The 26,973-nt window shown below is 58.6% G+C and carries 27 protein-coding genes and 1 tRNA gene; 16 read left to right on the top strand and 12 right to left on the bottom strand.

Annotated features, from left to right (window positions below; genetic code table 11):
• Window positions 1–28 precede the first annotated feature (28 nt).
• The 3 genes from AACY07_RS20300 to AACY07_RS20290 are packed head-to-tail and all read left to right on the top strand — an operon-like array spanning window position 29 to window position 2,614.
• Window positions 29–721 (top strand): ABC transporter permease, encoded by a 693-nt coding sequence (locus AACY07_RS20300; RefSeq protein WP_339477116.1) that lies wholly within the window; start codon window positions 29–31, stop codon window positions 719–721.
• Window positions 721–1,410, top strand: coding sequence for an ABC transporter permease (locus tag AACY07_RS20295; protein ID WP_046810328.1), 690 nt, complete (start codon window positions 721–723; stop codon window positions 1,408–1,410). Before AACY07_RS20300 ends, AACY07_RS20295 begins: the two co-directional genes overlap by 1 nt.
• Window positions 1,391–2,614, top strand: a complete 1,224-nt coding sequence (locus AACY07_RS20290; RefSeq protein ID WP_339477114.1) for a methyltransferase — start codon at window positions 1,391–1,393, stop codon at window positions 2,612–2,614. The genes AACY07_RS20295 and AACY07_RS20290 overlap by 20 nt, the downstream gene beginning before the upstream one ends.
• Before the next feature lie 105 nt (window positions 2,615–2,719).
• Here the strand turns inward: AACY07_RS20290 and uraH are convergent, their stop codons facing one another.
• Entirely contained in the window at window positions 2,720–3,130 is a 411-nt protein-coding gene (gene uraH, locus AACY07_RS20285) for a hydroxyisourate hydrolase (protein WP_019824778.1), read from the bottom strand.
• Window positions 3,131–3,166: 36 nt separating this feature from the next.
• On the bottom strand, window positions 3,167–3,646 hold the full coding sequence (locus AACY07_RS20280; RefSeq protein WP_339477110.1) for a GlcG/HbpS family heme-binding protein: 480 nt from the start codon (window positions 3,644–3,646) through the stop codon (window positions 3,167–3,169).
• Between the two features lie 135 nt (window positions 3,647–3,781).
• On the opposite strand from AACY07_RS20280, the gene AACY07_RS20275 reads away from it, so the two are divergent.
• Together AACY07_RS20275 and AACY07_RS20270 are read left to right on the top strand one after the other, a co-directional pair.
• Window positions 3,782–4,456, top strand: a complete 675-nt coding sequence (locus tag AACY07_RS20275) for a heavy metal response regulator transcription factor (RefSeq protein WP_133079103.1) — start codon at window positions 3,782–3,784, stop codon at window positions 4,454–4,456.
• Window positions 4,449–5,813: a heavy metal sensor histidine kinase gene (locus AACY07_RS20270; RefSeq protein WP_339477108.1), complete on the top strand. Its 1,365-nt coding sequence runs from the start codon at window positions 4,449–4,451 to the stop codon at window positions 5,811–5,813. The genes AACY07_RS20275 and AACY07_RS20270 overlap by 8 nt, the downstream gene beginning before the upstream one ends.
• A gap of 140 nt (window positions 5,814–5,953) precedes the next feature.
• Here the strand turns inward: AACY07_RS20270 and AACY07_RS20265 are convergent, their stop codons facing one another.
• Window positions 5,954–7,039, bottom strand: coding sequence for a tartrate dehydrogenase (locus AACY07_RS20265; protein WP_219262561.1), 1,086 nt, complete (start codon window positions 7,037–7,039; stop codon window positions 5,954–5,956).
• A 75-nt stretch (window positions 7,040–7,114) separates the two neighbouring features.
• Here AACY07_RS20265 and AACY07_RS20260 point away from each other — a divergent pair, with 75 nt between their 5' ends.
• Both AACY07_RS20260 and AACY07_RS20255 read left to right on the top strand, forming a co-directional pair.
• Window positions 7,115–8,041, top strand: a complete 927-nt coding sequence (locus tag AACY07_RS20260) for a LysR substrate-binding domain-containing protein (RefSeq protein WP_339477105.1) — start codon at window positions 7,115–7,117, stop codon at window positions 8,039–8,041.
• A gap of 61 nt (window positions 8,042–8,102) precedes the next feature.
• A tRNA-Thr gene (locus tag AACY07_RS20255) sits at window positions 8,103–8,178 on the top strand.
• 86 nt (window positions 8,179–8,264) lie between these two features.
• On the opposite strand, the gene AACY07_RS20250 is transcribed toward AACY07_RS20255, so the two are convergent.
• Together AACY07_RS20250 and AACY07_RS20245 are read right to left on the bottom strand one after the other, a co-directional pair.
• Window positions 8,265–8,675 carry a type II toxin-antitoxin system HicB family antitoxin gene (locus AACY07_RS20250; RefSeq protein WP_219262562.1) on the bottom strand — a complete coding sequence of 137 codons (411 nt, stop codon included), beginning with the start codon at window positions 8,673–8,675 and terminating at the stop codon, window positions 8,265–8,267.
• Window positions 8,672–8,869 (bottom strand): type II toxin-antitoxin system HicA family toxin, encoded by a 198-nt coding sequence (locus tag AACY07_RS20245; RefSeq protein ID WP_219262563.1) that lies wholly within the window; start codon window positions 8,867–8,869, stop codon window positions 8,672–8,674. Before AACY07_RS20245 ends, AACY07_RS20250 begins: the two co-directional genes overlap by 4 nt.
• Before the next feature lie 277 nt (window positions 8,870–9,146).
• Between AACY07_RS20245 and AACY07_RS20240 the strand changes: the two genes are divergently transcribed.
• From AACY07_RS20240 to AACY07_RS20230, 3 genes are all read left to right on the top strand, one after another.
• Window positions 9,147–9,647: a sigma-70 family RNA polymerase sigma factor gene (locus AACY07_RS20240; RefSeq protein ID WP_339477102.1), complete on the top strand. Its 501-nt coding sequence runs from the start codon at window positions 9,147–9,149 to the stop codon at window positions 9,645–9,647.
• A complete protein-coding gene (locus AACY07_RS20235) occupies window positions 9,647–10,594 on the top strand; it encodes a FecR domain-containing protein (protein ID WP_339477100.1) in 948 nt (315 codons plus the stop codon). Before AACY07_RS20240 ends, AACY07_RS20235 begins: the two co-directional genes overlap by 1 nt.
• A gap of 112 nt (window positions 10,595–10,706) precedes the next feature.
• Window positions 10,707–13,145, top strand: coding sequence for a TonB-dependent siderophore receptor (locus tag AACY07_RS20230; RefSeq protein WP_339477097.1), 2,439 nt, complete (start codon window positions 10,707–10,709; stop codon window positions 13,143–13,145).
• 96 nt (window positions 13,146–13,241) lie between these two features.
• On the opposite strand, the gene AACY07_RS20225 is transcribed toward AACY07_RS20230, so the two are convergent.
• Both AACY07_RS20225 and AACY07_RS20220 read right to left on the bottom strand, forming a co-directional pair.
• A complete protein-coding gene (locus AACY07_RS20225) occupies window positions 13,242–13,649 on the bottom strand; it encodes a type II toxin-antitoxin system HicB family antitoxin (RefSeq protein WP_339477094.1) in 408 nt (135 codons plus the stop codon).
• A gap of 40 nt (window positions 13,650–13,689) precedes the next feature.
• Window positions 13,690–13,869, bottom strand: coding sequence for a type II toxin-antitoxin system HicA family toxin (locus AACY07_RS20220; protein ID WP_339477091.1), 180 nt, complete (start codon window positions 13,867–13,869; stop codon window positions 13,690–13,692).
• 232 nt (window positions 13,870–14,101) lie between these two features.
• Between AACY07_RS20220 and AACY07_RS20215 the strand changes: the two genes are divergently transcribed.
• From AACY07_RS20215 to dsdC, 3 genes are all read left to right on the top strand, one after another.
• On the top strand, window positions 14,102–15,442 hold the full coding sequence (locus AACY07_RS20215; protein ID WP_326397210.1) for a GntT/GntP/DsdX family permease: 1,341 nt from the start codon (window positions 14,102–14,104) through the stop codon (window positions 15,440–15,442).
• A gap of 43 nt (window positions 15,443–15,485) precedes the next feature.
• Window positions 15,486–16,832: a D-serine ammonia-lyase gene (dsdA, locus tag AACY07_RS20210; protein WP_339477089.1), complete on the top strand. Its 1,347-nt coding sequence runs from the start codon at window positions 15,486–15,488 to the stop codon at window positions 16,830–16,832.
• Between the two features lie 83 nt (window positions 16,833–16,915).
• Entirely contained in the window at window positions 16,916–17,863 is a 948-nt protein-coding gene (dsdC, locus tag AACY07_RS20205; protein WP_338648983.1) for a DNA-binding transcriptional regulator DsdC, read from the top strand.
• A 146-nt stretch (window positions 17,864–18,009) separates the two neighbouring features.
• Here dsdC and AACY07_RS20200 read toward each other — a convergent pair whose 3' ends face one another.
• From AACY07_RS20200 to AACY07_RS20185, 4 genes are all read right to left on the bottom strand, one after another.
• Window positions 18,010–18,315 (bottom strand): XRE family transcriptional regulator, encoded by a 306-nt coding sequence (locus AACY07_RS20200; RefSeq protein ID WP_339477087.1) that lies wholly within the window; start codon window positions 18,313–18,315, stop codon window positions 18,010–18,012.
• Window positions 18,308–18,679 carry a type II toxin-antitoxin system RelE/ParE family toxin gene (locus tag AACY07_RS20195; RefSeq protein ID WP_339477085.1) on the bottom strand — a complete coding sequence of 124 codons (372 nt, stop codon included), beginning with the start codon at window positions 18,677–18,679 and terminating at the stop codon, window positions 18,308–18,310. Before AACY07_RS20195 ends, AACY07_RS20200 begins: the two co-directional genes overlap by 8 nt.
• A 210-nt stretch (window positions 18,680–18,889) precedes the next feature.
• On the bottom strand, window positions 18,890–20,173 hold the full coding sequence (locus AACY07_RS20190; protein WP_133079044.1) for an OprD family porin: 1,284 nt from the start codon (window positions 20,171–20,173) through the stop codon (window positions 18,890–18,892).
• 250 nt (window positions 20,174–20,423) lie between these two features.
• Window positions 20,424–21,119, bottom strand: a complete 696-nt coding sequence (locus AACY07_RS20185; protein ID WP_339477082.1) for a DsbA family protein — start codon at window positions 21,117–21,119, stop codon at window positions 20,424–20,426.
• A 257-nt stretch (window positions 21,120–21,376) separates the two neighbouring features.
• On the opposite strand from AACY07_RS20185, the gene AACY07_RS20180 reads away from it, so the two are divergent.
• The gene (locus tag AACY07_RS20180; RefSeq protein WP_339477080.1) at window positions 21,377–23,455 is read left to right on the top strand and encodes a TonB-dependent receptor; all 2,079 of its coding nucleotides are present in this window, start codon (window positions 21,377–21,379) and stop codon (window positions 23,453–23,455) included.
• A 149-nt stretch (window positions 23,456–23,604) separates the two neighbouring features.
• Here the strand turns inward: AACY07_RS20180 and aguA are convergent, their stop codons facing one another.
• The gene (aguA, locus tag AACY07_RS20175; RefSeq protein ID WP_133079047.1) at window positions 23,605–24,711 is read right to left on the bottom strand and encodes an agmatine deiminase; all 1,107 of its coding nucleotides are present in this window, start codon (window positions 24,709–24,711) and stop codon (window positions 23,605–23,607) included.
• A 283-nt stretch (window positions 24,712–24,994) separates the two neighbouring features.
• Between aguA and rfbB the strand changes: the two genes are divergently transcribed.
• A complete protein-coding gene (rfbB, locus tag AACY07_RS20170) occupies window positions 24,995–26,077 on the top strand; it encodes a dTDP-glucose 4,6-dehydratase (RefSeq protein ID WP_339477078.1) in 1,083 nt (360 codons plus the stop codon).
• Window positions 26,078–26,094: 17 nt separating this feature from the next.
• Window positions 26,095–26,967: a dTDP-4-dehydrorhamnose reductase gene (rfbD, locus tag AACY07_RS20165; protein WP_339477075.1), complete on the top strand. Its 873-nt coding sequence runs from the start codon at window positions 26,095–26,097 to the stop codon at window positions 26,965–26,967.
• Window positions 26,968–26,973 lie beyond the last annotated feature (6 nt).

Here is a 26,973-nt window from a genome sequence, read left to right as displayed (position 1 = left end):
ACAGTCCCTAGCAAAGCCTGCCTACCCCATGACTATCGATCTATACGGATTCGGCCCGGCGCTTGCCGCTGGCGCGCTGATGACCGTCAAACTGGCACTTACTGCGCTGTGTCTGGGCCTGGTGCTCGGATTGCTCGGTGCCTTGGCCAAAACATCCCCCTACAAACCGCTTAGATGGTTGGGCGGCGCCTATTCGACCCTGGTTCGTGGTGTTCCCGAACTGCTCTGGGTGTTGCTGATTTACTTCGGCAGCGTGAATCTGGTGCGCGCCATCGGCGAATACATCGGCATGCCCGAACTCACCCTGAGCGCCTTCGCGGCGGGTGTACTCGCCTTGGGCCTGTGCTTTGGTGCCTATGCCACCGAAGTGTTTCGCGGCGCCATTCTGGCCATCCCCAAAGGCCACCGCGAAGCGGGCATGGCACTGGGTTTGTCCAAACCGCGGATCTTCACCAAGCTGGTTCTGCCACAAATGTGGCGTATCGCCCTGCCCGGCCTGGGCAACCTGTTCATGATCCTGATGAAAGATACCGCGCTGGTGTCGGTCATCGGTCTGGAAGAAATCATGCGTCAGGCACAAAACGCCGTGACCTTCGCCAAACACCCGTTCACCTTCTACATGGTGGCAGCCGTGATGTACCTGGGCCTGACCGTACTGGCCATGGGCACCATGCACGTGCTTGAAAAACGCGCAGCGCGCGGCTTCGAGAGGAGGACGTAATGGAGTGGGAAGTAATCCTCAAATGGCTGCCCAAGCTGATGCAGGGCGCGACACTGACCCTGGAGCTGACTGCAATTTCGGTGATCGCCGGTCTGATCGTGGCCATCCCCCTGGGCATCGCCCGCTCATCCAAACTCTGGTATGTGCGTTCGCTGCCTTACGCCTACATCTTTTTCTTCCGTGGCACGCCACTGCTGATCCAGCTGTTTCTGGTCTATTACGGCCTGGCACAGTTCGATCTGGTGCGTGAAAGCGCGTTGTGGCCGTATCTGCGTAGTCCGTTCTGGTGCGCGATCATCACCATGACCCTGCACACCGCCGCCTACATCGCCGAGATCCTGCGCGGCGCGATCCAGGCCATCCCGCCGGGTGAAATCGAGGCTGCACGGGCCCTGGGCATGTCGCGCTTCAAGACCCTGGTGCATATCGTCCTGCCCCGCGCCACGCGCATCGGCCTGCCGGCATACAGCAACGAAGTGATCCTGATGCTCAAGGCCAGCTCGCTGGCGAGTACCGTGACCCTGCTGGAACTGACCGGCATGACGCGCACCATCATCGCCCGCAACTACCTGACCGTGGACATGTTCCTGACCGCAGGGGCGATCTACCTGCTGATGTCGTTTGTACTGATCCAGGGGTTCAAGCTGCTGGAGCGCTGGTTGCGCGTCGATGCCTGCCAGGGCCGCTGACCACGAGGGCGAGCCGCTGCTCGCCCGCTTTGAGGCGCTGGACAGGTTTTTGCACGACCACCAGCACCTGTGGCGCCCACGGCCATTCACTCATCTGAACCTGCCGTGGGAAGCGCAACACCCCGAACTGGCGCACTGGTTGCGCCAGCGTTCGTTGCAAGACGCCGAAGCCAGTCACAACCACCCCCAACACTTGCCTGCCCCTGCGCCGTTCCCTGAACTGGCGGCGACTTCCCTCGCCCTGAGTTCGGTTGACCGCCTGCCCACCCAGCCGCTTGCGCCCGCTAGCCAGCGTTTGCAGGTGGACGTGCCGGGACGCAAGTGGCAACAGATTGAAGCCTTCGCCCAGAGCCTCACCTTCAAGCAAATCCCCGCCCACTGGCTGGACTGGTGCTCGGGCAAAGGCCACTTGGGTCGTCGGGTGCTAAGCCCCGGGCAACAACTGACGTGCCTGGAATATGACCCGGCATTGATCGAGTCCGGCCAGCAACTCAGCCAGCGCCATCACTTGGCCGTGCGCCATGTGCAACAGGATGTGCTCGCGCCCGAAGCGGCCTTGCAGCTCACCCCCGGGATGACCCCGGTGGCGCTGCATGCCTGCGGCGATTTGCATGTGCGCCTGCTGCAACTGGCGTGCGCGGCGGGCTGTGGACAACTTGCCGTGTCGCCTTGCTGCTACAACCGCATCAGCGCGCCGCACTATCAGCCGTTATCCACAGCCGCCAGGGCTTCGCACTTGCAACTGTCACTGGAGGACCTGAGCCTGCCCATGAGCGAGACCGTGACCGCTGGCGCCCGTGTTAGGCGCCTGCGCGACGAGTCGATGGCGCGGCGTTTGGGTTTTGATCTGTGGCAGCGCCAGCACCGTCAGTGCGATGAATATTTATCCACACCTTCGCTGCCGAGTACCTGGCTGAACAAGCCCTTTGCCGAGTACTGCGAAGATTTGGCAGCGCTGAAGAACTTATCCACAAGCGGCAGGGAAGATTGGTCGGCACTGGAAGCAGCAGGCTGGAAACGACTGGCACAGGTGCGCAATCTGGAGTTGGTGCGCGGGCTTTTCCGTCGCCCGCTGGAGGTGTGGCTGGTGCTCGATCGAGCGCTGTACCTGAAGGAAAACGGCTATGAAGTACAGGTCGGCGAGTTCTGCGACAGCCAGCTGACGCCGCGTAATTTGATGGTGCTTGCGCAGCGCTGTGGATAACCCTGTGTGAGCGGGCTTGCTCGCGATTGAGGCGCTGCGGTCTGACAGGTAAACCACAACGATCCCATCGCGAGCAAGCCCGCTCCCACACAGGTTGTTGCAGGCCTACGAACCGCGGTACGTCGAGAAGCCGTACGGGCTGAGCAGCAGCGGAATGTGGTAATGCTGATCGGCGTTTTTCACTTCAAAAATCACCGGAATTTCCGGGAAGAACGTCTCGTGGCCAGCTTTCTTGAAGTACTCACCGGTCTTGAACACCACCCGATATTCACCCGCCTCGAACGCTTGTTTGGCCGGGAACAGTTCGCCAATACGACCCTGTTCATTGGTCACGCCCTGAGCCAGCGGCTGCCAGTCTTTACCCACGTGTTTTTCCAGGGTCACGTTGACCCCCGGTGACGGCAGGCCGTTTTCAAGGTTGAGCACGTGTACGCTCAACGGGTTGCCAGCGGCCAGTGTCAGGCTAGACACAGCGCTCAGGCTCAAAGCCGCCAAAGTGATTCGCAAAGATTTCATCGGTCATCCTCTAATAATGGTTAAAAAACAATCAACTCAGCGTTGAGTCGTCAGGCCAATCTGTTGCGCCGCTTTTATTGCGCAGGCTTCGTCCTGCTCCGCACCGCCAGCACCGGCCACGCCAATGGCTCCCACCAGTTCGCCTTCGGCAAACAGCGGCACACCACCTCCCAACAACAACAGTTCGGCGATGGAATTAAGGTTGCTCGCCTCAGGATTGCTGCGTGCGCGCTCGGCAAACAAACGGGTCGGGGTTTTGGTCGACAGCGCCGTGTAGGCTTTGCGCTGGCTGGCCAGCAGGTTGTGCGGGCCAACACTCTCTGGACGCATCGACATCAGCACGTTGCCACCACGGTCCAGCACGCTCAGCGCACCGGTGCAGTGCTTGAGGGCCGCATCCGCCAACTGGCGGGCGGTGACCAGATCCAGATCGGCATGGCGCACCAGATTCGGGGCTGCCTGGGCCACGCCGGCAACGCCAACGGCAGTCCACAACAACAAGGTTTTCAGCATCATTGGCTAGCTCCTGTACGAATGCGCCCACCTTAACCAGCGACCCTCGTCAGAACTCCGTCAGTTGCATTACAAGTTTGTAATAGGCAACACACCCGAAGGCGCCTAGCCTGTGCAGACGATTGATCGAGGTGTGCGATGCGTTTGTTAGTGGTTGAAGACGAAGCCAAGACGGCAGATTTCCTGGCCAAGGGACTCAAGGAGTCAGGCTTTGCGGTGGATGTGGCACTGAACGGGCTGGACGGCCGTTACTTTGTCGAGCAGCAGGAATACGACCTGATCATCCTCGACGTGATGCTGCCGGGGCTCAATGGCTGGCAATTGCTGCAACTGATTCGCCAGCGCGGCGCCACGCCGGTGCTGTTTTTAACCGCCCGGGATGCCATCGAAGACCGCGTGCGCGGCCTTGAATTGGGCGCAGACGATTATCTGCTCAAGCCATTTGCTTTTGCCGAGCTGCTCGCCCGGGTTCGTACCTTGCTGCGCCGTGGTCCCATGCGCGAAGCCGAGTCGTATGCCATCGCCGATCTTGAAATCGACGTGCTGCGCCGCCGCGTCAGCCGGGGCGGCCAGCGCATCAGCCTGACCAACAAGGAGTTCTCGCTCCTGCAACTGCTGGCCAGCCGCCAGGGCGAAGTCTTGTCACGCACCTTGATCGCTTCCCAGGTCTGGAACCTCAACTTCGACAGCGACACCAATATGGTCGAAGTCGCCGTGCGCCGGTTGCGCGCCAAGGTCGACGACCCCTATATGCCCAAACTTATCCACACCGTGCGCGGGGTCGGGTATCAGCTGGAAGCGCCCGATGAGTAAATCCATCGCCTGGCGTCTGGCGCTGGCGATTGCCCTGACCTGCGCACTGGTACTGAGTGTGATCGGAGTGTTTCTGTATCGCTCACTGGCCTCGGAACTGGCGTTTCGTGACGATCAGGCCTTGCTGGGGCGCCTTGAACAGGTCCGTGCCCTGTTGCATGACAGCGACAGCCTGGAAGCCCTGCAGGAACGCCCCCGCCTGTATCAAAACATGCTGGGCAACCTGGACAGCGTGTTGCTGGTCAACCGCGAGGACGGCACCCCGCTCATTGCCATCAACCCCCATCAACAAGCCTTGCCCCCTGTGCAGCCGATTGCTCAAGCACAAGCTCCCCGGCGCTCGGACATCAAAACCGCAGGCACTACCGTGTTGCTGGCCGGGATGGCGCAAGGTCCCGCCGGGGAAACCTTGAGAGTAACCGTAGGCAAGCGTCTTGATGAGCGTGAGCAAATGCTCGCCAGCTATCGCATGCGTTTATACGGCGCGGTGGGATTGGGTGCCTTGCTGGCTTTCGGTCTTGGCCTGCTCCTGCTGCGTCGCGGCCTCACACCTTTACGCGAACTGACCCACGCCATGGCTGGCATCGACCCACGCAGCCTTGATCAACGCATGGCCGCTGACAACGTACCTGCCGAACTCAAAGAGCCCGTACAGGCGCTCAACGCCATGCTCGCGCGCCTGGAAGACAGCTTTGCACGGTTGTCGCAGTTCTCCGCCGACCTGGCCCATGAAATTCGTACGCCGTTGCACAACTTGCTGGGAAGCAACAGCCTGGCACTGAACCAGTCACGCAGCCCGACCGAGTACCAGGAGGTACTGGCGTCGAATATCGAAGAATATGAACGGCTCAATCGCATGGCAGAAAACCTGATGTTTCTCGCCCGCGCCGAACACGGCCAGCGCCCGTTGCAGCTGCAAGTGCTGGACCTTGCAGAGGTGGGTGACGGGCTGTGTGATTATTTCGAGGCGCTGGCCGAAGATCGTCAATTGCACCTGGACAATCAGCTCAGCGGGTCGCTGATGGCCGATCAGCAACTGCTGCAACGGGCATTGGGCAACCTGCTGGCCAATGCCGTGCGCCATGCCCAGCCCGGTTCGACCGTACGCTTGCTACGGCGCGACGAGGCCGGGGTTTGCTGGATTGGCGTGCATAACCTTGGCCCGGCGATCGATCCGCAACATATCGACAAACTGTTCGACCGCTTTTACCGGGCAGACCCGTCACGGGCACAACCGGGTGACTCTGGCGGCCTGGGCCTGGCGATTGTGCATTCGATCATGCAGTTGCATGGCGGCCAGGTGCGGGTAGTGAGCGATGCCAGCGGCACGTTGTTTGAGCTGGGATTCAGCCTGTAACCGATTTTTTGGGGCACATCACGCTTTTGTGGGAGCGGGCTTGCTCGCGATGCAAGCGCAGCGGTCTGTCAGGTAAACCAGCGCCAGACCATCGCGAGCAAGCCCGCTCCCACAAGTCTTGAGCCCTGCGATCAGGCTGATCAGTTGCCCAGGGCTGCGGCGATGGCTTTTCCGACGTCCTGAGTCGAGGCCGTGCCGCCCAGATCCGGCGTCTTCGGACCACTGGCAATCACATCCTCAATGGCGCGCAAAATGGCGTCATGGGCAGCCTGATAACGGTCATCACCCTTCCCCAAGAACTCCAGCATCAGTGCGCCCGACCAGACCATGGCGATCGGGTTCGCGATGTTTTGCCCGGAAATATCCGGCGCCGAACCGTGAACCGGCTCGAACAGTGAAGGAAAGTTACGCTCCGGGTTGAGGTTGGCCGAAGGCGCAATACCGATAGTGCCTGCGCAGGCCGGCCCCAGGTCCGACAGGATGTCGCCGAACAGGTTGGACGCCACCACCACATCAAACCGGTCGGGTTGCAGTACGAAACGGGCGCACAGAATGTCGATGTGCTGCTTGTCCCAGCTGACCTGTGGATAGTGTGCAGCCATCGCTTCAGTGCGTTCGTCCCAGTACGGCATGCTGATGGAAATACCGTTGGATTTGGTGGCCGAGGTCACGTGCTTGCGTGGACGCTCCTTGGCCACTTCGAAAGCGTATTTAAGAATCCGGTCTACGCCGCGTCGGGTAAACACGGACTCTTGCAGGACCAATTCGTTTTCAGTGCCTTCAAACATCCGCCCGCCCACCGAGGAATATTCGCCTTCGGTGTTTTCGCGAATCACTACAAAATCGATATCACCCGGCTCACGCCCTGCCAGCGGGCATGCCACGCCGGGGAACAACCGCACCGGGCGAATGTTCACGTATTGATCAAACTCACGGCGAAATTTGAGCAGCGAGCCCCACAGCGAGATGTGATCAGGCACTTTGTCCGGCCAGCCCACGGCGCCAAAGAAGATGGCGTCGAAGCCCTTGAGCTGCTCGAACCAGTTGTCCGGCATCATCTGCCCGTGACGCTCGTAGTAATCGCAACTGGCCCACTCAAAGGTTTCAATCGACAGATTCAGGTCCCACTTTTTGGCGGCGGCCTCCACAACACGCAGGCCTTCGGGCAGTACTTCGTTACCAATGCCGTCACCGGCGATGGCGGCAATTCTGAATGTCTTGCTCATGGGGCTGACTCTTGATGAGGAGAAGTGAGCCCATGATATAAAGCGAGCCTGCAAAGATAATCAGGTGAAACGCTGATGGATAAGACACGATTCGTGAACAATCTGCCGAATCTCGACGACCTGCGGGTATTCGTGGTCGTGGCGCGGCGCTCCAGCTTTGCCGCCGCCGCCAGCGAGTTAGGGGTTTCACCGGCCTATGTGAGCAAGCGCATACAACTGCTGGAGCACAGTATTGGCGTGCGCCTGTTGCATCGCACCACCCGTCGCGTGGCCGTCACCGATGATGGGGAACGTGTCTATCACTGGGCTTTACATATTTTTGATGCCGTTGAGCAAATGAGCGACGAAGTCTCGGCACTGCATCAGGAACCTCGGGGACAGTTACATATCGTCAGCAGTTTCGGGCTGGGTCGACGCCATGTTGGCCCCGCGCTTTCAGCACTGTCGCAACGCTACCCGGCGCTGGATATCCGCTTCGACATGTTTGACCGTCTGGTGGATTTGATTGAAGAAGGCTACGACCTGGACATCCGAATCGGCGACCACATTGCGCCCAACCTGATTGCCAAACTGCTGGCCAACAACGCCCGCGTGCTCTGCGCCAGCCCTGACTACCTGCAACGCCACGGCGAACCCCGCACGTTGGCAGAACTGTCAGGCCATGAATGCCTGGTCATCAAAGAGCGCGACCATCCGTTCGGGCTCTGGCGCTTGCAGGGACCAGAGGGCGAAGAAAGCGTGAAAGTGACCGGCGCCCTGTCGGCCAACCACGGTGAAGTGGTGCATCAATGGGGGATAGACGGTCGTGGGATCTTGCTGCGCTCGCAGTGGGACGTGCGCAAAAGCCTCGAAAACGGCAAATTGGTGCACATTCTTCAGGACTACAGCCAACAGGCAAATATCTGGGCCGTTTACGCTGCACCGCTGGCCAATTCAGCGAAAGTACGGGTCACGGTCGAGCACTTGCGCCAGTACTTCAGCGAGCCTCGGCGCGAATCGTGAAAATAGTCTGTTATCAGGGGTTTACAAGCTCAAACATCCGGGTATACTCGTCGCCCATAACGCCGGTATAGCTCAGTTGGTAGAGCAACTGACTTGTAATCAGTAGGTCCCGAGTTCGACTCTTGGTGCCGGCACCATACGCAACACCGAAAGAGGCTCACCGAAAGGTGGGCCTTTTTTGTTTCCGGGATTTGGGAGGCTCGCTAAAAGCGTTTTCCCACGATCAAAAGCCCTGAACACTCAGCTCGCGCAATGCGGCTGTGGCCAGAAAACCCGAACGCGATGCGTAGCGGTGATCCTTGCTGACTCGCTCATCAATGCGCAGCAACAGGTTTTCAGGTAATGACGCGTTGAATCGAACCGACTTCCCAAGATAAGGAGTCAAATCGAAGTCAACCACGGCCCAAATCCCACCGACATAATCCGGATTCTCAAGGTGAGCATCCACATCCTTGCCTTGGGGCAGTTCGCCGCCATCCGCCACAACACCTTCCAGATGCAAAGCCAGCGCCTGCTGCACGTTGTCCAACGCTTCTGAAAAAGTGCCACCCGCAGAAAAGCAGCCGGGTACATCAGGTACCGTCACGCTGAAATCGGAATCGGCATCTTTATGTATTACAACTGGGAATTTCATGACCGTAACTCTCCTTTGAGACCTGCGGATTTTAGAATGTTGTGCAGCGTCCCTTTCGCAATTTCAGACTTGGGATGAGGAACAGTTACCCGCCCTGCCTTGGCTGGATGCTTGAACTGATGGTGGCTTCCTTTGACCGCTATCTCAAACCATCCATCCGCCACCAACAACTCGATAACTTCACGACTTCGCACTCAGCCACCCCCGCACTAGTGTGTACGCTACACACCATCGAACAATGGTGCAATTTATTTATACACACACTACACACTTAAAAGCGCAAGTCCCTTGGCGTGGTGTTACACGTTGTGAACCCACCTGTTCGGAGATTTTTTGGGGGTCCCCAGAAAAATGAGTAAAACCAAGTCGGGATCCAGCCAGCCATCGCCCTCCACAGAAAACCCCCTTGCATAAACACTCTGCCATCACAATAATGCGATCGATTACCAATTACATTTTGGTTGCCTCATTATGTCGGCGCTCGACCCTTCAGTGCTTCATCGGTTGTACAGCGATCACAACAGTTGGCTTAAGGGCTGGTTGCGCGTGCGTCTGGGCAATACGGCGGATGCCTGTGACCTGGCCCAGGACACGTTCCTGCGGGTCATGACGGCACGTCATGACATTCCCATTCGTGAGCCGCGTGGTTATCTGAGTGCGATTGCCCGCTCGCTGTTGATCGACAAGGTTCGTCGCCGCACCATTGAGCAAGCCTATCTGCAGGCGCTGGCACTCAAGCCCGAACCTGTGGATATTTCCCCCGAGATACGCCTGTCGATTATCGAAACGCTGATTTCTATCGACAGCCTGCTCGATGAACTGGGCCCCAGAACACGGGAAATTTTCCTCGCCGTGCAGCTCGAAGGCTTGAGTTATGTTGCCGCCGCCGAGCGCTTCATGGTGTCGGTTACAACGGTGAAAAACCATTTGATTCGCGCCATGACCCGCTGCCTGTTGCTGGTCGACAGTTGATGCCCCCTTCCCCGGACCTCAAGGCGCTCGAGGCCGCTGCCACCTGGTACGTGCAGCTCAATGACGGTACTGCCGACGAGACCCGCACCCGTGCCTGGCAAGCCTGGCTGACCTCCAGCCCGCAACATGAAGCGGCCTGGGCGCGGCTCGAAAGGTTTCAGCGCCAATGGGCAATGATGCCCCAGGAAGCCGCCCTCTCTAGCCTCGATGCCGCGAAAGCTCAACGCCGCGATGTGCTGAAAATAGTGGGCCTGTTGTTGGCCGCAGGCAGCAGTTCATGGCTGGCGGCGGAGCACGTGCCGTATCGCTCGATGCTTGCCGAGCACCGCACCCACATCCGCGAACGACGCTCACTGCGCCTGGACGATGGTTCGCAAGTGGAACTGAACGTCGACACCGCACTGGATATCCACTTCGATTCAACACAACGGCTGATCCGCCTGCATCGCGGCGAAATTCTGGTGCAGACCGCCAAGGACCCTGACCAGCGTCCATTTATCGTCCACACCCAGGACGGCAGCGTGCGCGCCCTCGGCACCCGGTTCAGTGTTCGCCAGTTGCCCGAACAGACGCGGGTCGGCGTAGAGCAATCGGCAGTGGAGATTCGTCCACACGGGCACAGCGATCAGCCCGTGCGCCTCGAGGCCGGGCAACAAGTCACTTTCGACCGTGATGACGTGGATGCAATCGAGGGCTTGCCTGCTGCCTCAACGGCCTGGGTCAAGGGCATGTTGAGCGTGGACGACTGGCGCCTGGGCGACTTTATCGAGGCGCTGGAACGTTATCGCCCGGGCGTTCTGCGCTGCGCTTCGTCCGTTCAGGGCCTGCGTATCTCGGGGGCGTTTCGTATCGATGACACCGAAACGATACTGGAGAACCTAGGTAAAACCCTGCCGGTGAAAGTGCGTTTCCTGACTCGCTACTGGGCCAGTGTCGAACCGGCATAAGCTCAATCCCTATTGTTTTGAACTTTAACCTTGCTGATTTCGATTCTCATCCGTCAATGACATAAGTCGCGACTACAGCGAAATTCTGCCATGACAACGCAAGGATCACCGAATGCCCCCGCTCCCCCTCCATGCCACCCCTAAAATAAGGCGCGCTGTTCGCCTGGCAGTGCTGGGTGCGTCCCTTGCCAGCCTGTCCGGTCTGGCACTGATGCCCACTCAGGCCTGCGCGCAAAGCCAGACGGTTTATCAGATTGCCCCCGGCCCCCTGGGCAATGCACTGACCCAATTTGGCGTACAGGCAGGGGTCACTATTTCGTTCGACACTGAACAGGCCCGACACCTCAACACCGGCGGGCTTGAGGGTTCATACAGCGTCGAGGAAGGTCTGGACCGCCTGCTCGCCAACAGCGGGCTGCAAGCGCAGCGCCAGAGCAACGGAGGCTATGTTCTGGTCGCTCACGCCACTGACTCGGCGCTGGAGTTGGGAGCCACTCAAGTCATCACCAACCAGTTGGGCACCGTGACCGAAGGCACCGGCTCCTACACGCCTGGGGCGATTGCAACGGCCACCCGCCTGGTACTGACACCCCGGGAAACGCCGCAATCGATCAGCGTGATCACCCGTCAGCACATGGATGACTTCGCACTCGACAATGTCGACGACGTGATGCGCCATACACCCGGCATCACCGTGTCGGCCTATGACACTGACCGGACCAACTACTACTCCCGCGGTTTTTCGATCAACAACTTCCAGTACGACGGCATTCCCTCCGCCGTGCGCAACGTTGCCTACTCGGCAGGCAACACCCTGAGTGACATGGCGATCTATGACCGCATCGAGGTGCTGAAGGGCGCCTCCGGCCTGCTCAGCGGTGCGGGGTCGCTGGGGGGCACCATCAACCTGGTACGCAAAAAACCCACCAGCGATTTTCACGGCCATATCACCGCAGGCGCAGGTTCCTGGGACAACTACCGCACGGAAGTGGACCTCAGCGGCCCATTGACCGAAACCGGAAATGTGCGAGGTCGCGCAGTCGCGGCCTATCAGGACCGGCAGTCATATATCGACCGCTACTCGAACCAGAGTTCGGTGTTCTACGGCATCCTCGAAGTCGACGTGACACCCGACACATTGCTGACCGTGGGTGCCGACTATCAGGACAACAAACCCCAGGGCTCTACCTGGTCGGGGAGTTTTCCGCTCTACAACTACGCGGGCGAGATCAACAGCGCCAAACGCGCGTTCAGCAACGCCACCGACTGGAGCAGTTGGCAGCAATACACCCGCACCGTCTTCGCGACCCTGGAACAGGATCTGGGCAGTGGCTGGGTGGGCAAGCTGCAACTGGACCACAAGATCAATGGCTACGATGCCCAGCTAGGGGCCATCCAGTTCAACCAGCCTGCCGCTGATGGCACCGCCAAAATCAACGCACAGCGCTACAAGGGCGAAACCGTCAGCGACGCGGCTGACATTTATGTCAGCGGTCCCTACGATTTTCTGGGACGAGAGCATGAACTGGTGCTGGGTGGCTCGATCAGTACCGCGAACTGGAAAGGCAAAGGCTACTGGGACGTCACGTTCTCCACACCCAACCTCGTCGATTACTTTAACTGGGACGGGCACCTGGCCAAACCTGACTGGGGCAGCGCGTCCCAAATCAGCGACGACACCGTGCGCCAGACAGGCATGTACGCCACCACACGCCTGAATGTCACCGATGACTTGAAAGTCTTTCTGGGCGGTCGAGTGGTCAACTACACCCTCACCGGCACCACCAATACTTACCGCGAGTCGGGGCGCCTGATCCCCTACGCGGGCGTCACCTATGACCTGACTGACTACTTGACGGCGTACGCCAGCTACACCGATGTATTCATGCCCCAAGAGTTCTACAACCTGGATCGCAACAGCAAGATGCTTGATCCGGACGAGGGTGAAAACTATGAAATCGGCCTCAAGAGCGAGTTTTTCGATGGCCGCCTGAACGCCAGCCTGGCGTACTTTGAAGTCAAGGAAAGCAATCGCCCCATCCCCGATGATGCCTGGAACAACCTGTCGCCCACCCCGCCCAACTACGCTTTCAAGGGTACCTCGGCAAAAACCAAGGGCTACGAGCTGGAAATATCCGGTGAGCTGAGCCCTGGCTGGAGCCTGCAGGGCGGATACACCCACAAGGTGGTGCGCGATGACACGGGCAAAAAGATTTCGACCTTTGAACCCGAAGACCAGCTCAGTTTCTACACCATCTACAAACTCAAGGGCGATCTGAACAAGGTCTCCGTGGGCGGTGGCGCACGCTGGCAGAGCACCGCCTGGCAAGAGATGTACAACAGCCCCAAGGACAGGTACGAAGACTTCTCGCAAAAGCCCTACTGGATTGTGGATCTGATGACCCGTTATCAATTCACTAAAAACCTGTCGACCACGCTCAACGTCAATAACGTTTTCGACAAGTACTACTACACCAACATCGGGTTCTATAACTCGGCGATTTATGGTGAGCCACGCAACTTCATGCTGACCACTCGCTGGGATTTCTGACCTGAGGGAGCGAGCCCGCTCGCGAAGGCCTGCAGAGCTTCGCAAGCAGGCTCGCCCCCACGATTTTGGGGCTTCGCGAGGTGGCCTTCCCCCGACCTACGCTTGTTGCAAAACCTTCAATGCTGCCGAAGCCAGAAATCCTGAACGGCTCTTTTGTTCAGGATGATGCTTCACATACTCATCGATCCGATTCAGCAAACTTCCGGGCAAGGTGATATTCAGCTTTTCCGCCTTTCCGAGGTATCTGGTGATATCGATATCGACCAATGCCCAGATGCAGCCCTCATACTCCGGGTTGGAGACATGAGCGCTTACCGGGGTTGCAACAGGAATTCTGGCGCAATCTTCTGCCAAAATCTCCAGATGCCCTTCAATGGCTTCGCGTGCCATGGCCATCGCGTCGTCAAGATCCTCCCCCGCAGAGAAGCACCCAGGAATATCCGGCACGTCTACACCCCAGGCATGTTGTTCATCGCCAGGGCGAATCGCTATTGGGTAAAGCATGTTCAAAACCTCCACAGGGCTGGTTAAAGCAGCCTGCTCTTCAAAGCTGAGCTTGCTTCAAAATACTGTTGATCGTTTTGGTCAGTAAATCTTTCTTCGGATGAGGAATCGTTACCAGTCCCGACTTCGTCGGGTGCTTGAAGTGGTGATGGCTCCCCTTGCTCCGTACAAGATACCAACCGTCAGCTTCTATTGCGGTTATCAGCTGCCGGCTATTCAAATTCGCCACCTCCAATAGTGGTTACTATAACCACCACGCTCACAAAATGTCATCTGCAATCAGGGCTCCAGTAGTCATTGCACATGAATACCTACTGACAGATGACCCCACATCATCTGTACCGTGAAAAACCATCCTTTGTCAGCCCGCGCAGATGTAACCTCTAATTGCCGGAAGCAAAGTGACTCCGATCACTTATTTCAACAATAAAAGCGCTTCCCGGAGATCTCCCATGCACAGCGGTCCCACTCTATTGCTGGTGTTGTTTTGCGCCATCGCCCTGATCGTTTTTCTCATCGTCAAAGTCCGCGTCCATGCTTTTTTAGCCCTGACTGCTGCGAGCTTTGTGGTGGGGATCGGTTCAGGCATGCCACTGGCAAAAATTGCTTCGTCGTATGAAGCGGGTGTTGGTGGAACCCTCGGGTTTCTGGCAACGATCATTGGCCTGGGCGGGATTCTGGGCAAGATGCTGGAAGAGTCCGGCGGCGCGGAGCGCATCGCACAGGCACTGTTGAGGGCCCTGGGTAAAGAGCGCGCCTCGTGGGCCATGATGCTGGTCGGATTCATAGCCGGCATCCCGGTGTTTTTCGAGGTGGGTTTCGTCCTGCTGATTCCGCTTATCTATGTGGTCGCCAAAGAAACCAGAATTAATCTTCTGTATCTGGGCGTACCGCTGGCCGTGTCGCTGATGGCCGTTCATTGCATGTTGCCGCCCCACCCCGCCGCAATGGCGATTACCGGGATGCTGGGCGCCGATGTGGGCAAAGTGATCATGTACGGTCTGATCGTCGCGCTGCCGACTGCGATCATTGCCGGGCCGCTGTGGGTCAAGCTGGTGTGCAAACCCGAAGCGCCAGCCACTCAAGAAGCCTTTTTGAACGAACATTGTGATGACAGCAAAACCCGCGACTTGCCGGGCCTTGGCGTCACTCTGCTGACCATTGCCCTGCCGTTGCTGCTGATGGTCGGCAAAAGTTTCGCTGCCGGTCTGCCACATGATTCCACGGCATTCAGCGTTATTTCGTTTTTGGGTACGCCCCTGATCGCACTGTCCATTGCCGTGGTGTTTGCCTATTGGGCGCTGGGCCTGCGTCGCGGCTTGTCCATGTCCGACCTGCTCAACTACACGCAAAAAAGTTTTCCGCCGCTGGCCAGTATCCTGCTGATCATCGGCGCCGGAGGCGCATTCAATGGCATCCTGATCGACAGCGGCGTGGGTAACGCGTTGTCCGCCTCGTTGACCCAATTGAATATGAACCCCATTGTTCTGGCGTGGCTGGTGGCCGGCTTGATGCACTTCGCCGTCGGTTCGGCAACAGTGGCCATGATCAGTGCCGCAGGCATGGTGCTGCCCATGCTCGGCGCGCATCCGACCGTGAGCAAGGAGATCATTTGTATCGCCATCGGTGCCGGGGCAATGGGTTGGACCCATGTCACCGACTCGGCCTTCTGGGTGGTCAAGGAGTACCTGGGCGTCTCGCTGACCGACGCCCTGAAAACCTTCACCACCGCCACGGTACTGGCGTCGTCGGTCGCATTGGGGCTGACCCTGCTGCTGGCGCGCTTTGTTTGATTCAACCCGTATTTTCAGACTGATCGTTTAAAGGGACCCCGACATGATTTTGGGCAGAACACTTGAAAACTGGTACGCCAGCTATCCGCTGATTCGCGATCTGGTCGCGCTGCAAGAGACCACCTGGTTCAACCCGGGCGTGGCTCCTGTCGCCCAGGCCATTGCCGATCCGGGGCTGACCAGCGCCGATGTCGCCGATGCCAGCGCCCGGTTGTCGCGATTTGCTTCGTACCTGCGCCGCGCCTTCCCTGAAACCGAATGCAGCGCCGGCATTATCGAATCGGACATCGTGCCCCTGGCACAACTTCAGCCGTTGCTCGCCCAGCGTTATGGGCATCCCCTGAACGGCGCGCTGTGGCTCAAGCGCGACAGCCATCTGCCGATTTCGGGCTCGATCAAGGCCCGTGGCGGGATCTATGAAGTGCTCAAGCATGCCGAAGACCTGGCCCTGGCCGGTGGGTTGCTGACCCTCGACGACGACTACGCGCTGCTGCACAGCGACAAGGCGCGGGCCTTTTTCGGTCAGTACAAAATCGCCGTGGGCAGCACCGGCAACCTCGGCATGTCGATCGGCATCATGGGCGCCGCACTGGGCTTCAAGGTGACCGTGCACATGTCGGCCGATGCCCGGCAATGGAAGAAAGACAAGCTGCGTTCACATGGCGTAACGGTGGTCGAGTACGAAAGCGATTACAGCGTGGCCGTGGCCCAGGGTCGCCAGCAAGCAGAGTCCGATCCTGCCTGCCATTTCGTCGACGATGAAAACTCGGTCAATCTGTTCCTCGGCTACGCGGTGGCCGGTGAGCGCTTGAAGCAGCAATTGGCGGCGGCGCACATCACCGTGGATGCGCAACATCCCCTGTTTGTGTACCTGCCCTGCGGCGTGGGTGGCGCGCCCGGCGGCGTGGCTTTCGGCCTGAAGCTGGCCTTCGGTGACGCCGTGCACTGCATCTTCGCCGAACCGACTCACTCACCCTGCATGCTGCTTGGCGTCCACACCGGGCTCCACGACGAAGTCAGCGTGCAGGATTTCGGCATTGATAACGTGACGGCCGCTGACGGCCTGGCAGTAGGCCGGGCCTCCGGTTTTGTCGGCAAGGCCATGCAGCGTTTGCTGGACGGTTTCTACACCGTCAGCGACGAAGAAATGTACAGCTTGCTGGCACTCATGGAGCGCAGCGAAGGCCTGCGCCTTGAGCCTTCCGCGCTGGCGGGCGTACCCGGCATTGCCAGGGTCCAGGCCGACCAGCAAGGCTATCTGGCCCGCATCGGGCTGGACACGCAGGCCATGAGCAACGCCACCCATCTGGTCTGGGCAACGGGCGGCAATATGGTGCCTGCTGACGAAATGGAGGCGTATCTGGCCAAGGGCCGTGAGCTGCTGGGCTGATTCACGCGCAAAGCGGATGTGGCAAGATGCACGTATTGCCACATCCCGTAAGAAGTCAGCCTTTGGCTTGAGGGAAACCCGCCGTGCTTAACCTGCCTCCCCGTATCAGCTCCAGGCTCAACAGCACCCAGTTCGCCAACCTCCACACCTTTCTGGTCGCTGCCCGTCATCTGAGCTTTGCCCGTGCGGCGCAGGAACTGTGTTTGACCGCGAGCGCCGTAAGCCACCGCATCAGCCGGCTGGAAACCGCGTTGAACATGAAGTTGTTCCAGCGCCTTACGCGTCAGGTCAGCCTGACTGACGAAGGCGAGCGAATTTTCGAAATTCTCCAAAGTGCGATGGGGGAATTGTCCGAGGCGCTTGAACAGTCATCACAGGCAGAAATTGCCGGTTCAATTGCGCTCTATGCCAGGCCTTCGGTCGCCCAGTGCTGGCTGGTGCCCAGGCTGGCCGACTTTATTGAGCGCTACCCACTGGTCTCATTGGACCTGCGGGTAGGCAATGACAATGTCGACTTTCGCACGCGCAAGATTGACCTGGCCTTGTACTACGCCAACGGCGAATTTCCAGGTCTCACAAGCCAGCGATTGATGCGCGAACGCATGGCGCCTGTGTGCAGCCCTGAATATGCGCAACGCCATCGCCTGAATGAAAACCCGCACAATCTGAGCAACTGCACCACATTGCACGACTCCCTGGCCTGGGATCATGCGGCCTATGATGCCGAGTGGACGCTGTGGGCCGAACAACACAACCTGCTGTCGGCACTGCCAAAACGAACCCTGACCTTCGACCGTTCCGACCTGAGCGTGACAGCGGCCATGAGCCACGCAGGCATCGCCATCGGACGCCAGCAACTGGTGCAAAAACGGGTTGATCGTGGCGAGCTGGTCCTGCCCTTCGGTGGTTTCAGCCAGTGCGGCCACTATGACTATTACCTGGTTCACCCACCGCTCAGGACAGTGCCCAAACGATTGCAGGTGCTTATGAACTGGTTGCACGAGTGCGCTCAGGAATCGTCATCACCCTGACAATACGGTCTACCTGACAGACCGCGCCGCCTGCATCGCGAGCAAGCCCGCTCCCACAATGGTCCCTGCCAGGCCCGAATGAGCTGGGTCCGTCGGTGGGAGGGACTTCGCTGGCGTTGTCGTTTTTGCTGTTTTAGGTCCTGGAATTAGTCGGCGAAATTTTCGATTTTCACCTGGCCATCCGGGAAGGTCGCGATAATTTCCAGCTCGCCACCCATGGCCTGAATGTAATTGCGCAGCGTACTTATATACATATCCGTGCGCCGCTCCATTTTGGAGACCGCCGCTTGATTGATATTCAGCTCTTTAGCCAGCGTATCCTGACTAAGCTCCCGTGCTTTGCGCAGCTCATTCAAGGGCATTTCTTTCAAATGCTGCTGGTACAAGGCGTGCGTTTGCGCACGGGCATCTGGAGCCATTCGAGCTTCAAGCTCTGAAAAATTTTTAGCCATCTTCCTGGCCCTCTTCAAACAGTGTTTGCAAATGAACGTCGTACAGGCTTTGCGCCACGGGTACGTACTCGTCATACCATCGGTCATTGCCGGTTTTGTCACCGCCAATCAACAGCAAGGCGCAGCGACGCGGATCAAAGGCATAGAGCACCCGATATGGGCGGCCTGCATGCTGCACACGCAGCTCTCGAAGGTTACCGTGCCGCGAACCCTTGATGTCGCTGCAATGAGGAAAACGCAGGGCGGGTCCTAGCAATTCCAGCAACTTGACGCTGGCCGCCACACTGATCTGTTCCTTCTCACCCAGTCCTTGCCACCAGCGCCCAAACTCATCGGTGTATTCAACATCCCAGTCTCCGCTCAAAATATGCCACCCAAGGAATATAATCTCAAGGGAATAATTGTATGGATTTCAGCTGCTGGCCAACTAGTTCTCGTAATGACTCAAGTGTTAGCGATGGTTTCATGCAAATACGGATAACCTGCCGCGATTAATCTCGGCAAAAAAAAAGCCCCGAACCAGTCGGGGCTTTTTTTTGTTCAGATGTCCGGCCTGCTTAACAGGCCGGTCCCATCAGAAAATGCTGATCGGGTAATCAACAAATACACGTACTTCGTTGCCGCCGACGTTGTAGTCGCTGGCGTTGCTCGACACGCGCAACCACGAGCCGCGCAGACGCACGCTCAGGTCCTTGACCGGGCCGCTTTGTACAACGTACTTGGCCTGGTTGAAGATTTCGCGCTCGGTACCACGGCCACGGTCGGAACCGTCGTCGATGTTGGTGCCGCGCACGTAGGCGATGTTGTAGGTCAGGCCCGGGATGCCAACGGCGCCGAAGTCGAAACCATAACCCAACTGCCACGAACGTTCGTCCTTGGCGTTGAAGTCGGACCAGTAGGAGTTGGCCAGCAGGATGGTGTTGCCGCCATCACCCACGCCGCCTGCGTTGCGGTAGCCGCCGTACGGGTAGCCGATTTCGCCGGTGCTGCTCTGGTAAGCCAGGGTCACGGTGTGTGCGCCAAAGCCGTAGGTGGTCGCCAGGCTCCAGATCTTGTTGTCCTGGCCGTCAACTTTCAGCACGTCACGTGCGTAGTCATCGTTGACGTGAGTGCGGTAGCCGTTGAAGTCAAACGTCAGGGACTGTTTGTCTTGCAGCGGCAGCGCGTAGGTCACGCCCACGTATTGCTTGCGCAGCTCGTCTTCCATCTCGGAGCCGTACAGGGACGCCGACAGGTTGTCGGTGAACTTGTAGCTACCGCCAAACACGTTGATGCTTTTCAGATCGCCGCTGTCACGCGCTTCAGCACTCTTGCGCGACTCTGCGGTGAAACGACCGACGTTCAGTTCCAGGCCGTTGATCTCCTTGGAGGTCAACAGGGTACCGGTGAAGCTTTCTGGCATCAGACGGGAGTTGTCGTACATCAGCACCGGCAGCGCAGGCATTTGGTCGCCGTACTTGAGCACCGTGTTGGACACACGCACTTTCACTGCAGCGCCAGCCTTGGCGATGTCGTCAGCTGCTTTGCCGCTGGCACCTTGCTTGAAGAAGTCGATACCGCCCGCGCCGCTTTTGCCACGGCCGCCGTCCAGACGCAGTGCGTAGATGCCGAAAGCATCCACACCCACGCCTACGGTGCCCTGGGTGAAGCCCGAGCTGAAGGTACCGAGGAAGCCTTGGCCCCACTCAGCTTTATCTTGTTTGCCATTCTTGTAGTCACGGCTGATGTAGGCGTTGCGCGCCAATACATTGAGGTGACTGTCTTCTACAAAACCTTTTGCATCAGCTTGATCGTTAGCCATGGCCTGGGTAGCACTGAGTACGCCCAAAGCGAGCAGACCTATCCGTTTGTTCAACATATTATTTTCCTTATTCCTGAATAGAGGCGCGCTGTGGATATCAAGCTGAAACATTGAGTGGTGGTTGCTTCACATAACAAAAAAGACCTGCATGACGACTCAATACAGGCCTTTCACAAAGTTGGTGTATGGCTTATCGCCACAGGCGTTGGCGAGGATCCTAGCCGTCGTGAAGGCAAGGTGTCAATTTCGTGAAAAATTTGTTAATTGCCTTCACATCCAGAAGTTTTGATCGAAGTGTCAAAAATTGTTACTGGCAGCCATCTACGCCACAGGCTGGCGCTAGACCGTTTGGGCGTTCAACGCTCACGCCATCATGCTGAAGCAGCCAGGCAACAAAGGCTTCTGGCTTGCCCAGATACGGCCCCAGGTCGATCACCTGGTATTGACCGGACTTTTCCAGAACCACAGTCGGAAAGCCCTGGCCTCCAACACGGGACAACAACCCGCGACTGGCCTTGAAATGCGCTTGGGTCAATTCGCCACTCGCCGCGTCATAAGCTGCGCGAAACCCCTCGACCTCCAGGCCCATTTCGGCAGCCACCGCCATCAGCACGTCTTGATCGGCAATCCGCCGCCCGTCTGCGTAATGCGCCGTTTGCAAGCGTCCCAACATTTCAAGACCGCGACCGGCTAACTGCTCAGCGGCCAGCACGGCCGTGGTTGGCGGCGCCGAATCGAACACGGCAGTGGTGTCACGCAACAACCCTTCAAAGTACGCCTCGCCAAACGGTTGCCCGGTGTACTGCGCAATACGCAAATCGTGGGGCATCACGTAATCGCGCAATTGCGCGGACACCGGCTGGCGCTGGGCACCGGTCATCATCCCGCCGCCATGGGCAACGACTGGCAAAATGCCTCGTGCTGCGTCAATCAGCGGCTTGGCGCCATAGCACCAACCGCACAAGGGGTCGTAGATGTAATGCAGCACGGGTGTGGCAGTCATGGTTCGCTCCGAAAAATCAATCACTCAGTGCGCCAGCCTAGCCTTGCGGGGCGAGAGGAAAAACGCCGGTATGGCTTTTAGTGTGTTTCGCGAACCGGGCAAATCAGGTGCGGAGCGGGCCGCAGGCGCATGAAACAAACAGATACATATTTACAGGTGACGTAATTGCTAATTCTTAACATTAAGTAACAAGAACCATTACCATTCGCGCCCTAAAAATATAACTCTTCTCTCAACCGCCCGGACACTCCTCAACCATGCTCTCCCCCCGCCGTTTAACGCCCTTGAATCTGGGGCTGTGCGCTTTGCTGTACGCCGGATTTGGCAACGCTGCCACCGTACTTCCCGAACTGTCGATCAGCGCAACCGAAGCGCAAGACGATGACCCACGGGTCAAGGACGTCACCACTGCCACTCGAACATCGACTCCGGCGCGCTATGTCCCGCAAGCCATTGATTCAGTCAAAACCAGCAACGTCCTCGATTACGGAATCAATAGCCTGGGCGAAGCACTGAGCGGGATTCCCAACGTCAGCAGCACGACCGACACCCGTTTCGACAGCCTGCGCATCCGTGGTTTTGACGCCAGCAACGACTTTTATCTGGACGGTATTCGCGACGACAGCCAATACGTGCGCGACCTGCACAACATCGAGCGCATTGAAGTGCTTAAAGGCCCGGCGGCTGTGCTGTATGGCCGCGGTAGCCAGGGCGGGATCATCAACCGCGTCAGCAAGATGCCGCAGTTCGGCCGCCAGTCGAGCATCCAGGCCCAAGGCGGCAGCGAGGATTTGCGCAGCCTGTACGCTGACCTCAGCACCGACCCGAGCGACACCATCAGCCTGCGCCTGAACATGGGCAATGAAGACAAAAACAGCTTTCGCGATAACGTCAGCGGCAATCGTCAGCTGTTCGCACCTTCGATGAGCTGGCAAATCACCCCGGATCTGAACTGGCTGGTGCAGTACGAATACAGCCGCTACAACCGCACCCCGGATCGCGGTATCCCGAGCATCAACGGGCGCCCTGCCGACGTCAGCCGCGGCACGTCTTACGGCGGGAAAAACGATTACATCGATGACAAAACCCAGAACCTGCGCTCACGCCTGAGTTATGAGTTGAGCGAAAACTGGCAACTGCGTCATACCCTCGGCGTGTTCAAACTCGACAGTGAGTTCGAAAACACCTACCTGACCGGCTACAACCCAATCACCAACAGGGTCGATCGTCAGAGCTGGCAGCAGGACATGAGCACCCGCAACATATTCAACAACGTCGAGATCGAAGGTGGCTTTGACACCTTTGGCCTTGAGCACCGCCTGCTGACCGGTCTGGAAATCGGCAGTCAGCGTCGCGACCCGAAGCTTTACAAAGCCCTGAGTGCACCCTCGGTTGATCTGTACAACCCGGACCGCAACCTGCGCACGACTGGAGCAATGCCCACATTCAGCGACAGCCATACCGAAGTCGAAAGCCAGGGCCTGTATGTTCAGGATCAGATTCGCTTCAACGATCAATGGCAGGTACTGGCTGGCTTGCGCTATGACCGCTTTGATATCGAGTCCACCAACTACCTGAAAAAAACCGACCGTACTGTAGACCGCCAAAGCCACAGCACCAGCCCGCGCCTGGGCGTGGTCTGGACCCCGCTGGAGAACCACTCGTTTTACGCGTCCTGGACCAAAACGTTCTCGCCGGTGGGCGGCGGCCTGATCGGCATCACCCCGGGGGCGGTCGGCAACACCAATGACCTGAGCCCGGAGCTGACCAAGCAAAAAGAAATCGGCGTGAAAAGCGACTGGATGGGGGATCGCCTGAGTACGACGCTGGCGGTGTACGAGCTTGAGCTCTATAACCGTCGCACCAGGGACCCGTTAGATCCGACCATTACCCTGCTTTCCGGCCTGCAACGTTCACGGGGCATTGAGCTGACGGCCAGCGGCAAACTCGGCGGCAACTGGTACATGCGCGGCGGCATTGGCCTGCAGGACGCAACAGTGGTCAAGGACAACAATGGTTTGGAGGGCAAGCGCATCAACGGCGTGGCCAAGCGCAATGGCAGCCTGTTCATTACCTGGAAACCGGAAATGGGCTGGTATGCCGAAACGGGCCTGACCCTGGTAGGCCAGCGTTATGCAGACAACTCGAACACCACGGTATTGCCGGGTTACGGGCGCTGGGATGCGTTGGCGGGCTATCGCGAAAAAGACTGGGATGTGAGCGGTGCGCTGACCAACCTGACTGACCGTTATTACTATGAGTCAGCCACCAGCGCAGCGCAGATCATGCCGGGCGAACCGCGCAGCCTGGTGATGACGGGGACGTACAAGTTTTAAAATGTACCTCTGTAGCCGCTGACGAGGAACGAAGGCTGCGTCCGGTCGCGAAGCGATCGTGAAAATGCATCTCACCTGCCCAGACGCATGATTTCACGACTGCTTCGCAGCCTCGCTACGCTCCTCAGCGACTACAGGGGCAGCGCCGTTTATGCCTTGAACGGCGCGGGCTGTTGCTGGGTCAGGCAGTGAATATTGCCGCCGCCCAGCAGCAATTCACGGCCCGGTACCATCACCACTTCGTGCTGCGGGAAGATGTTCTGCAGGATCGCTTTGGCCTGCGCATCCATCGGATCGTCAAAGCTCGGCGCAATGATGCCGCCGTTGACGATCAGGAAGTTCACGTAAGAGCCGGCCAGTCGCTCCGACGGGTTGCGGTCCTGGCTACCCGCCACCTTGTCCACGCCATCACACTCTTGCTGGGTGGCATACATCGGTCCCGGAATCGGCATTTTGTGCACCACGAACGGACGCCCCTTGGCGTCGGTGCTGGCTGCCAATACATCCATCGCCGCGTGGCAACGCACGTAGTTAGGGTCGCGCTCGTCGTCGGTCCAGGCCAGCAGCACTTCACCCGGTGCGACGTAGCAGCAGAAGTTATCCACATGACCGTCGGTTTCATCGTTGAACAGACCGTCCGCCAGCCAGATGATCTTGTCCACAGCCAGATGCGCACGCAGTACGTCTTCGATCTCTTCGCGCGACAGATGGGGGTTGCGGTTGCGGTTCATCAGGCACTCGGCCGTGGTGATCAGCGTGCCTTCGCCGTCGACGTGAATCGAGCCGCCTTCAAGCACAAAACCTTCGGTGTAGTAACGCGGGCAACGTTCAATTTCCAGCACCTTGCTGGCCACTTGCTGATCGCGGTTCCACGGGAAGTACAAGCCGCCGTCGAACCCGCCCCAGGCGTTGAAGTCCCAGTTCACGCCGCGCACTTCACCGCGATCATTGATGACAAAAGTCGGGCCGCTGTCACGCACCCAGGCATCGTCGCTGGACATCTCGACCACGCGAATATTCGGCACATCGAGCTGCGCACGGGCATTTTCATACTGGGCGGCCGATACACCGACGGTCACCGGCTCAAAGCGCGCAATGGCCTTGGCCACCGCAGCGTGCGCAGCCTGCGCGGGTTTGCCGCCCAGGCGCCAGTTATCCGGACGCTCAGGCCAGATCATCCAGGTTTGGGTCTGCGGAGCCCATTCGGCTGGCATGTGAAAGCCGTCAGCGCGCGGCGAACTGTGCAAAGTGGTCATCTGGACTCCTGGAAAGCGTCGGGGTTTTGATTGCGTCATGTATGAAGACAATGGATGCAGGTCTGCATCGCGTCAACGACAAGCACCTTTATAGCCGATAAATATCCGCAATTATATTAATTTTCCTCAAATCAGACCGCATGCACGCCTTAAATACGGATATAAATCCGGATAAATGCCTGTGTATTGATATTCCTGATCACACCCACTTGCACCACCCGGCTCATCCCCACAAGCTATACGCCATACGTTTAAAGGCCTTCAGGGTATAGGGAACAACTCCATGCGCATTTTAGTCACCGGCGGCGCCGGCTTTATTGGTTCAGCGCTGATCCGTCACCTGATCAAAAACACCGGTCACGAAGTCCTCAATCTCGACAAGTTGACCTACGCCGGTAATCTTGAATCGCTGCAAAGCATTGCCACCGATACCCGTTACGAGTTCGTACAGGCCGATATCGTCGACCAGGCCGCTGTCAGTGCAATCATTGCGCGCTTCGAGCCACAGGCGATCATGCACCTGGCGGCCGAGTCCCACGTTGACCGCTCCATCGACGGTCCGTCCGACTTTATCCAGACCAACATCGTCGGCACCTACAGCCTGCTCGAAGCCGCCCGTGCTTACTGGCTGACCCTGCCTGAGCCGGAAAAAAGCGCGTTTCGCTTCCACCATATTTCGACCGACGAAGTGTATGGCGACCTGCATGGCGTCGATGACCTGTTCACCGAGACCACGCCTTACGCGCCAAGCTCGCCGTACTCGGCCAGTAAAGCGGCATCCGACCACCTGGTCCGCGCCTGGAACCGCACTTACGGCTTGCCGGTGTTGTTGACCAACTGCTCGAACAACTACGGCCCGTTCCATTTCCCGGAAAAGCTGATCCCGCTGGTGATCCTCAACGCCCTGGCCGGTAAACCGCTGCCGGTGTACGGCAATGGCCTGCAAGTACGTGACTGGCTGTTCGTGGAAGACCACGCCCGTGCCTTGTTGAAGGTCGTGACCGAAGGCGTGGTTGGCGAGACTTACAACATCGGCGGGCACAACGAGCAAACCAATATCGACGTGGTACGCAGCATCTGTGCCTTGCTCGAAGAACTGGCGCCAGTGCACCCGGCGGGTGTTGCACAATTTGCCGACCTGATCACCTTCGTCAAGGATCGTCCGGGCCACGACCAGCGCTACGCGATCGATGCCAGCAAAATCGAACGCGAGCTGGGCTGGGTACCCGAAGAAACCTTCGAAACCGGCCTGCGCAAAACCGTGCAGTGGTATCTGGATAACCTGGAATGGTGTCGCCGGGTTCAAGACGGCAGCTATCAAGGCGAGCGCCTGGGCTGCACTGATCCCAAGGACTTGATCGCATAACGGATGGAGCAGCTTCTTTGAAAATCCTGATCAGTGGCAAAACCGGCCAAGTGGCGGTTGAGTTGCAAAAGCACCTTGCCGGTCTGGGCGAGCTGGTTGTGCTGGGACGCGATGTGCTTGATCTGGCCGTACCCGGGCAAATCCGCAGCCAGGTACGGGCCCACAGGCCTGACTTGATCATCAATGCCGCCGCACACACCGCCGTGGACCAGGCTGAAAGCGAGCCTGAGCTGGCGTTTGCGATCAATGGCATTGCCCCCGGTGTGTTTGCTGAAGAAGCGGCGGCCCTGGGCATCCCGCTGATCCACTATTCCACCGATTATGTGTTCGATGGCCGCAAGCCTGCGCCTTACACCGAAGACGATGCCACCAACCCCTTGGGCGTCTACGGCAAAAGCAAGCTGGCGGGTGAACTGGCCATCGCTGCGAGCGGAGCTCAGCATGTGATCCTGCGCACCAGCTGGGTGTACTCGACCCATGGCAAGAACTTCCTGCTGACCATGCAGCGCCTGTTGCAAGAGCGTCCGGAACTGCGCGTGGTGGCTGACCAGATCGGCGCGCCGACCTGGGCTGGCACCATTGCCCAGAGCACGCGGGCATTGATAGAACGCTGGCAAACCGGCGAGGCCGGGGCCTGGGGCACGTACCACCTGACGGCCCAGGGCGAAACATCATGGTTTGGCTTCACCCAGGCCATTGCCGAACACCTGAGCGCCCAAGGCAAGTCGTGCGCGAGCCTGGAACCCATCCCTGCCAGCGCCTATCCGACGCCTGCCGCACGGCCACAAAACTCGCGGCTGGATTGCAGTCGCCTGGCCCGCGAGTGGAACGTCACCCAGCCCGACTGGCAGAGCGCATTGCGCGAGTGCCTGGCCGGGCAGCCACACTAACGCCAA

Origin of the sequence: Pseudomonas sp. RL_5y_Pfl2_69 (genome assembly GCF_963970465.1) — a bacterium.
Classification (GTDB): Bacteria; Pseudomonadota; Gammaproteobacteria; order Pseudomonadales; family Pseudomonadaceae; genus Aquipseudomonas.
This window is presented reverse-complemented; position numbering and strand designations above follow the sequence as displayed.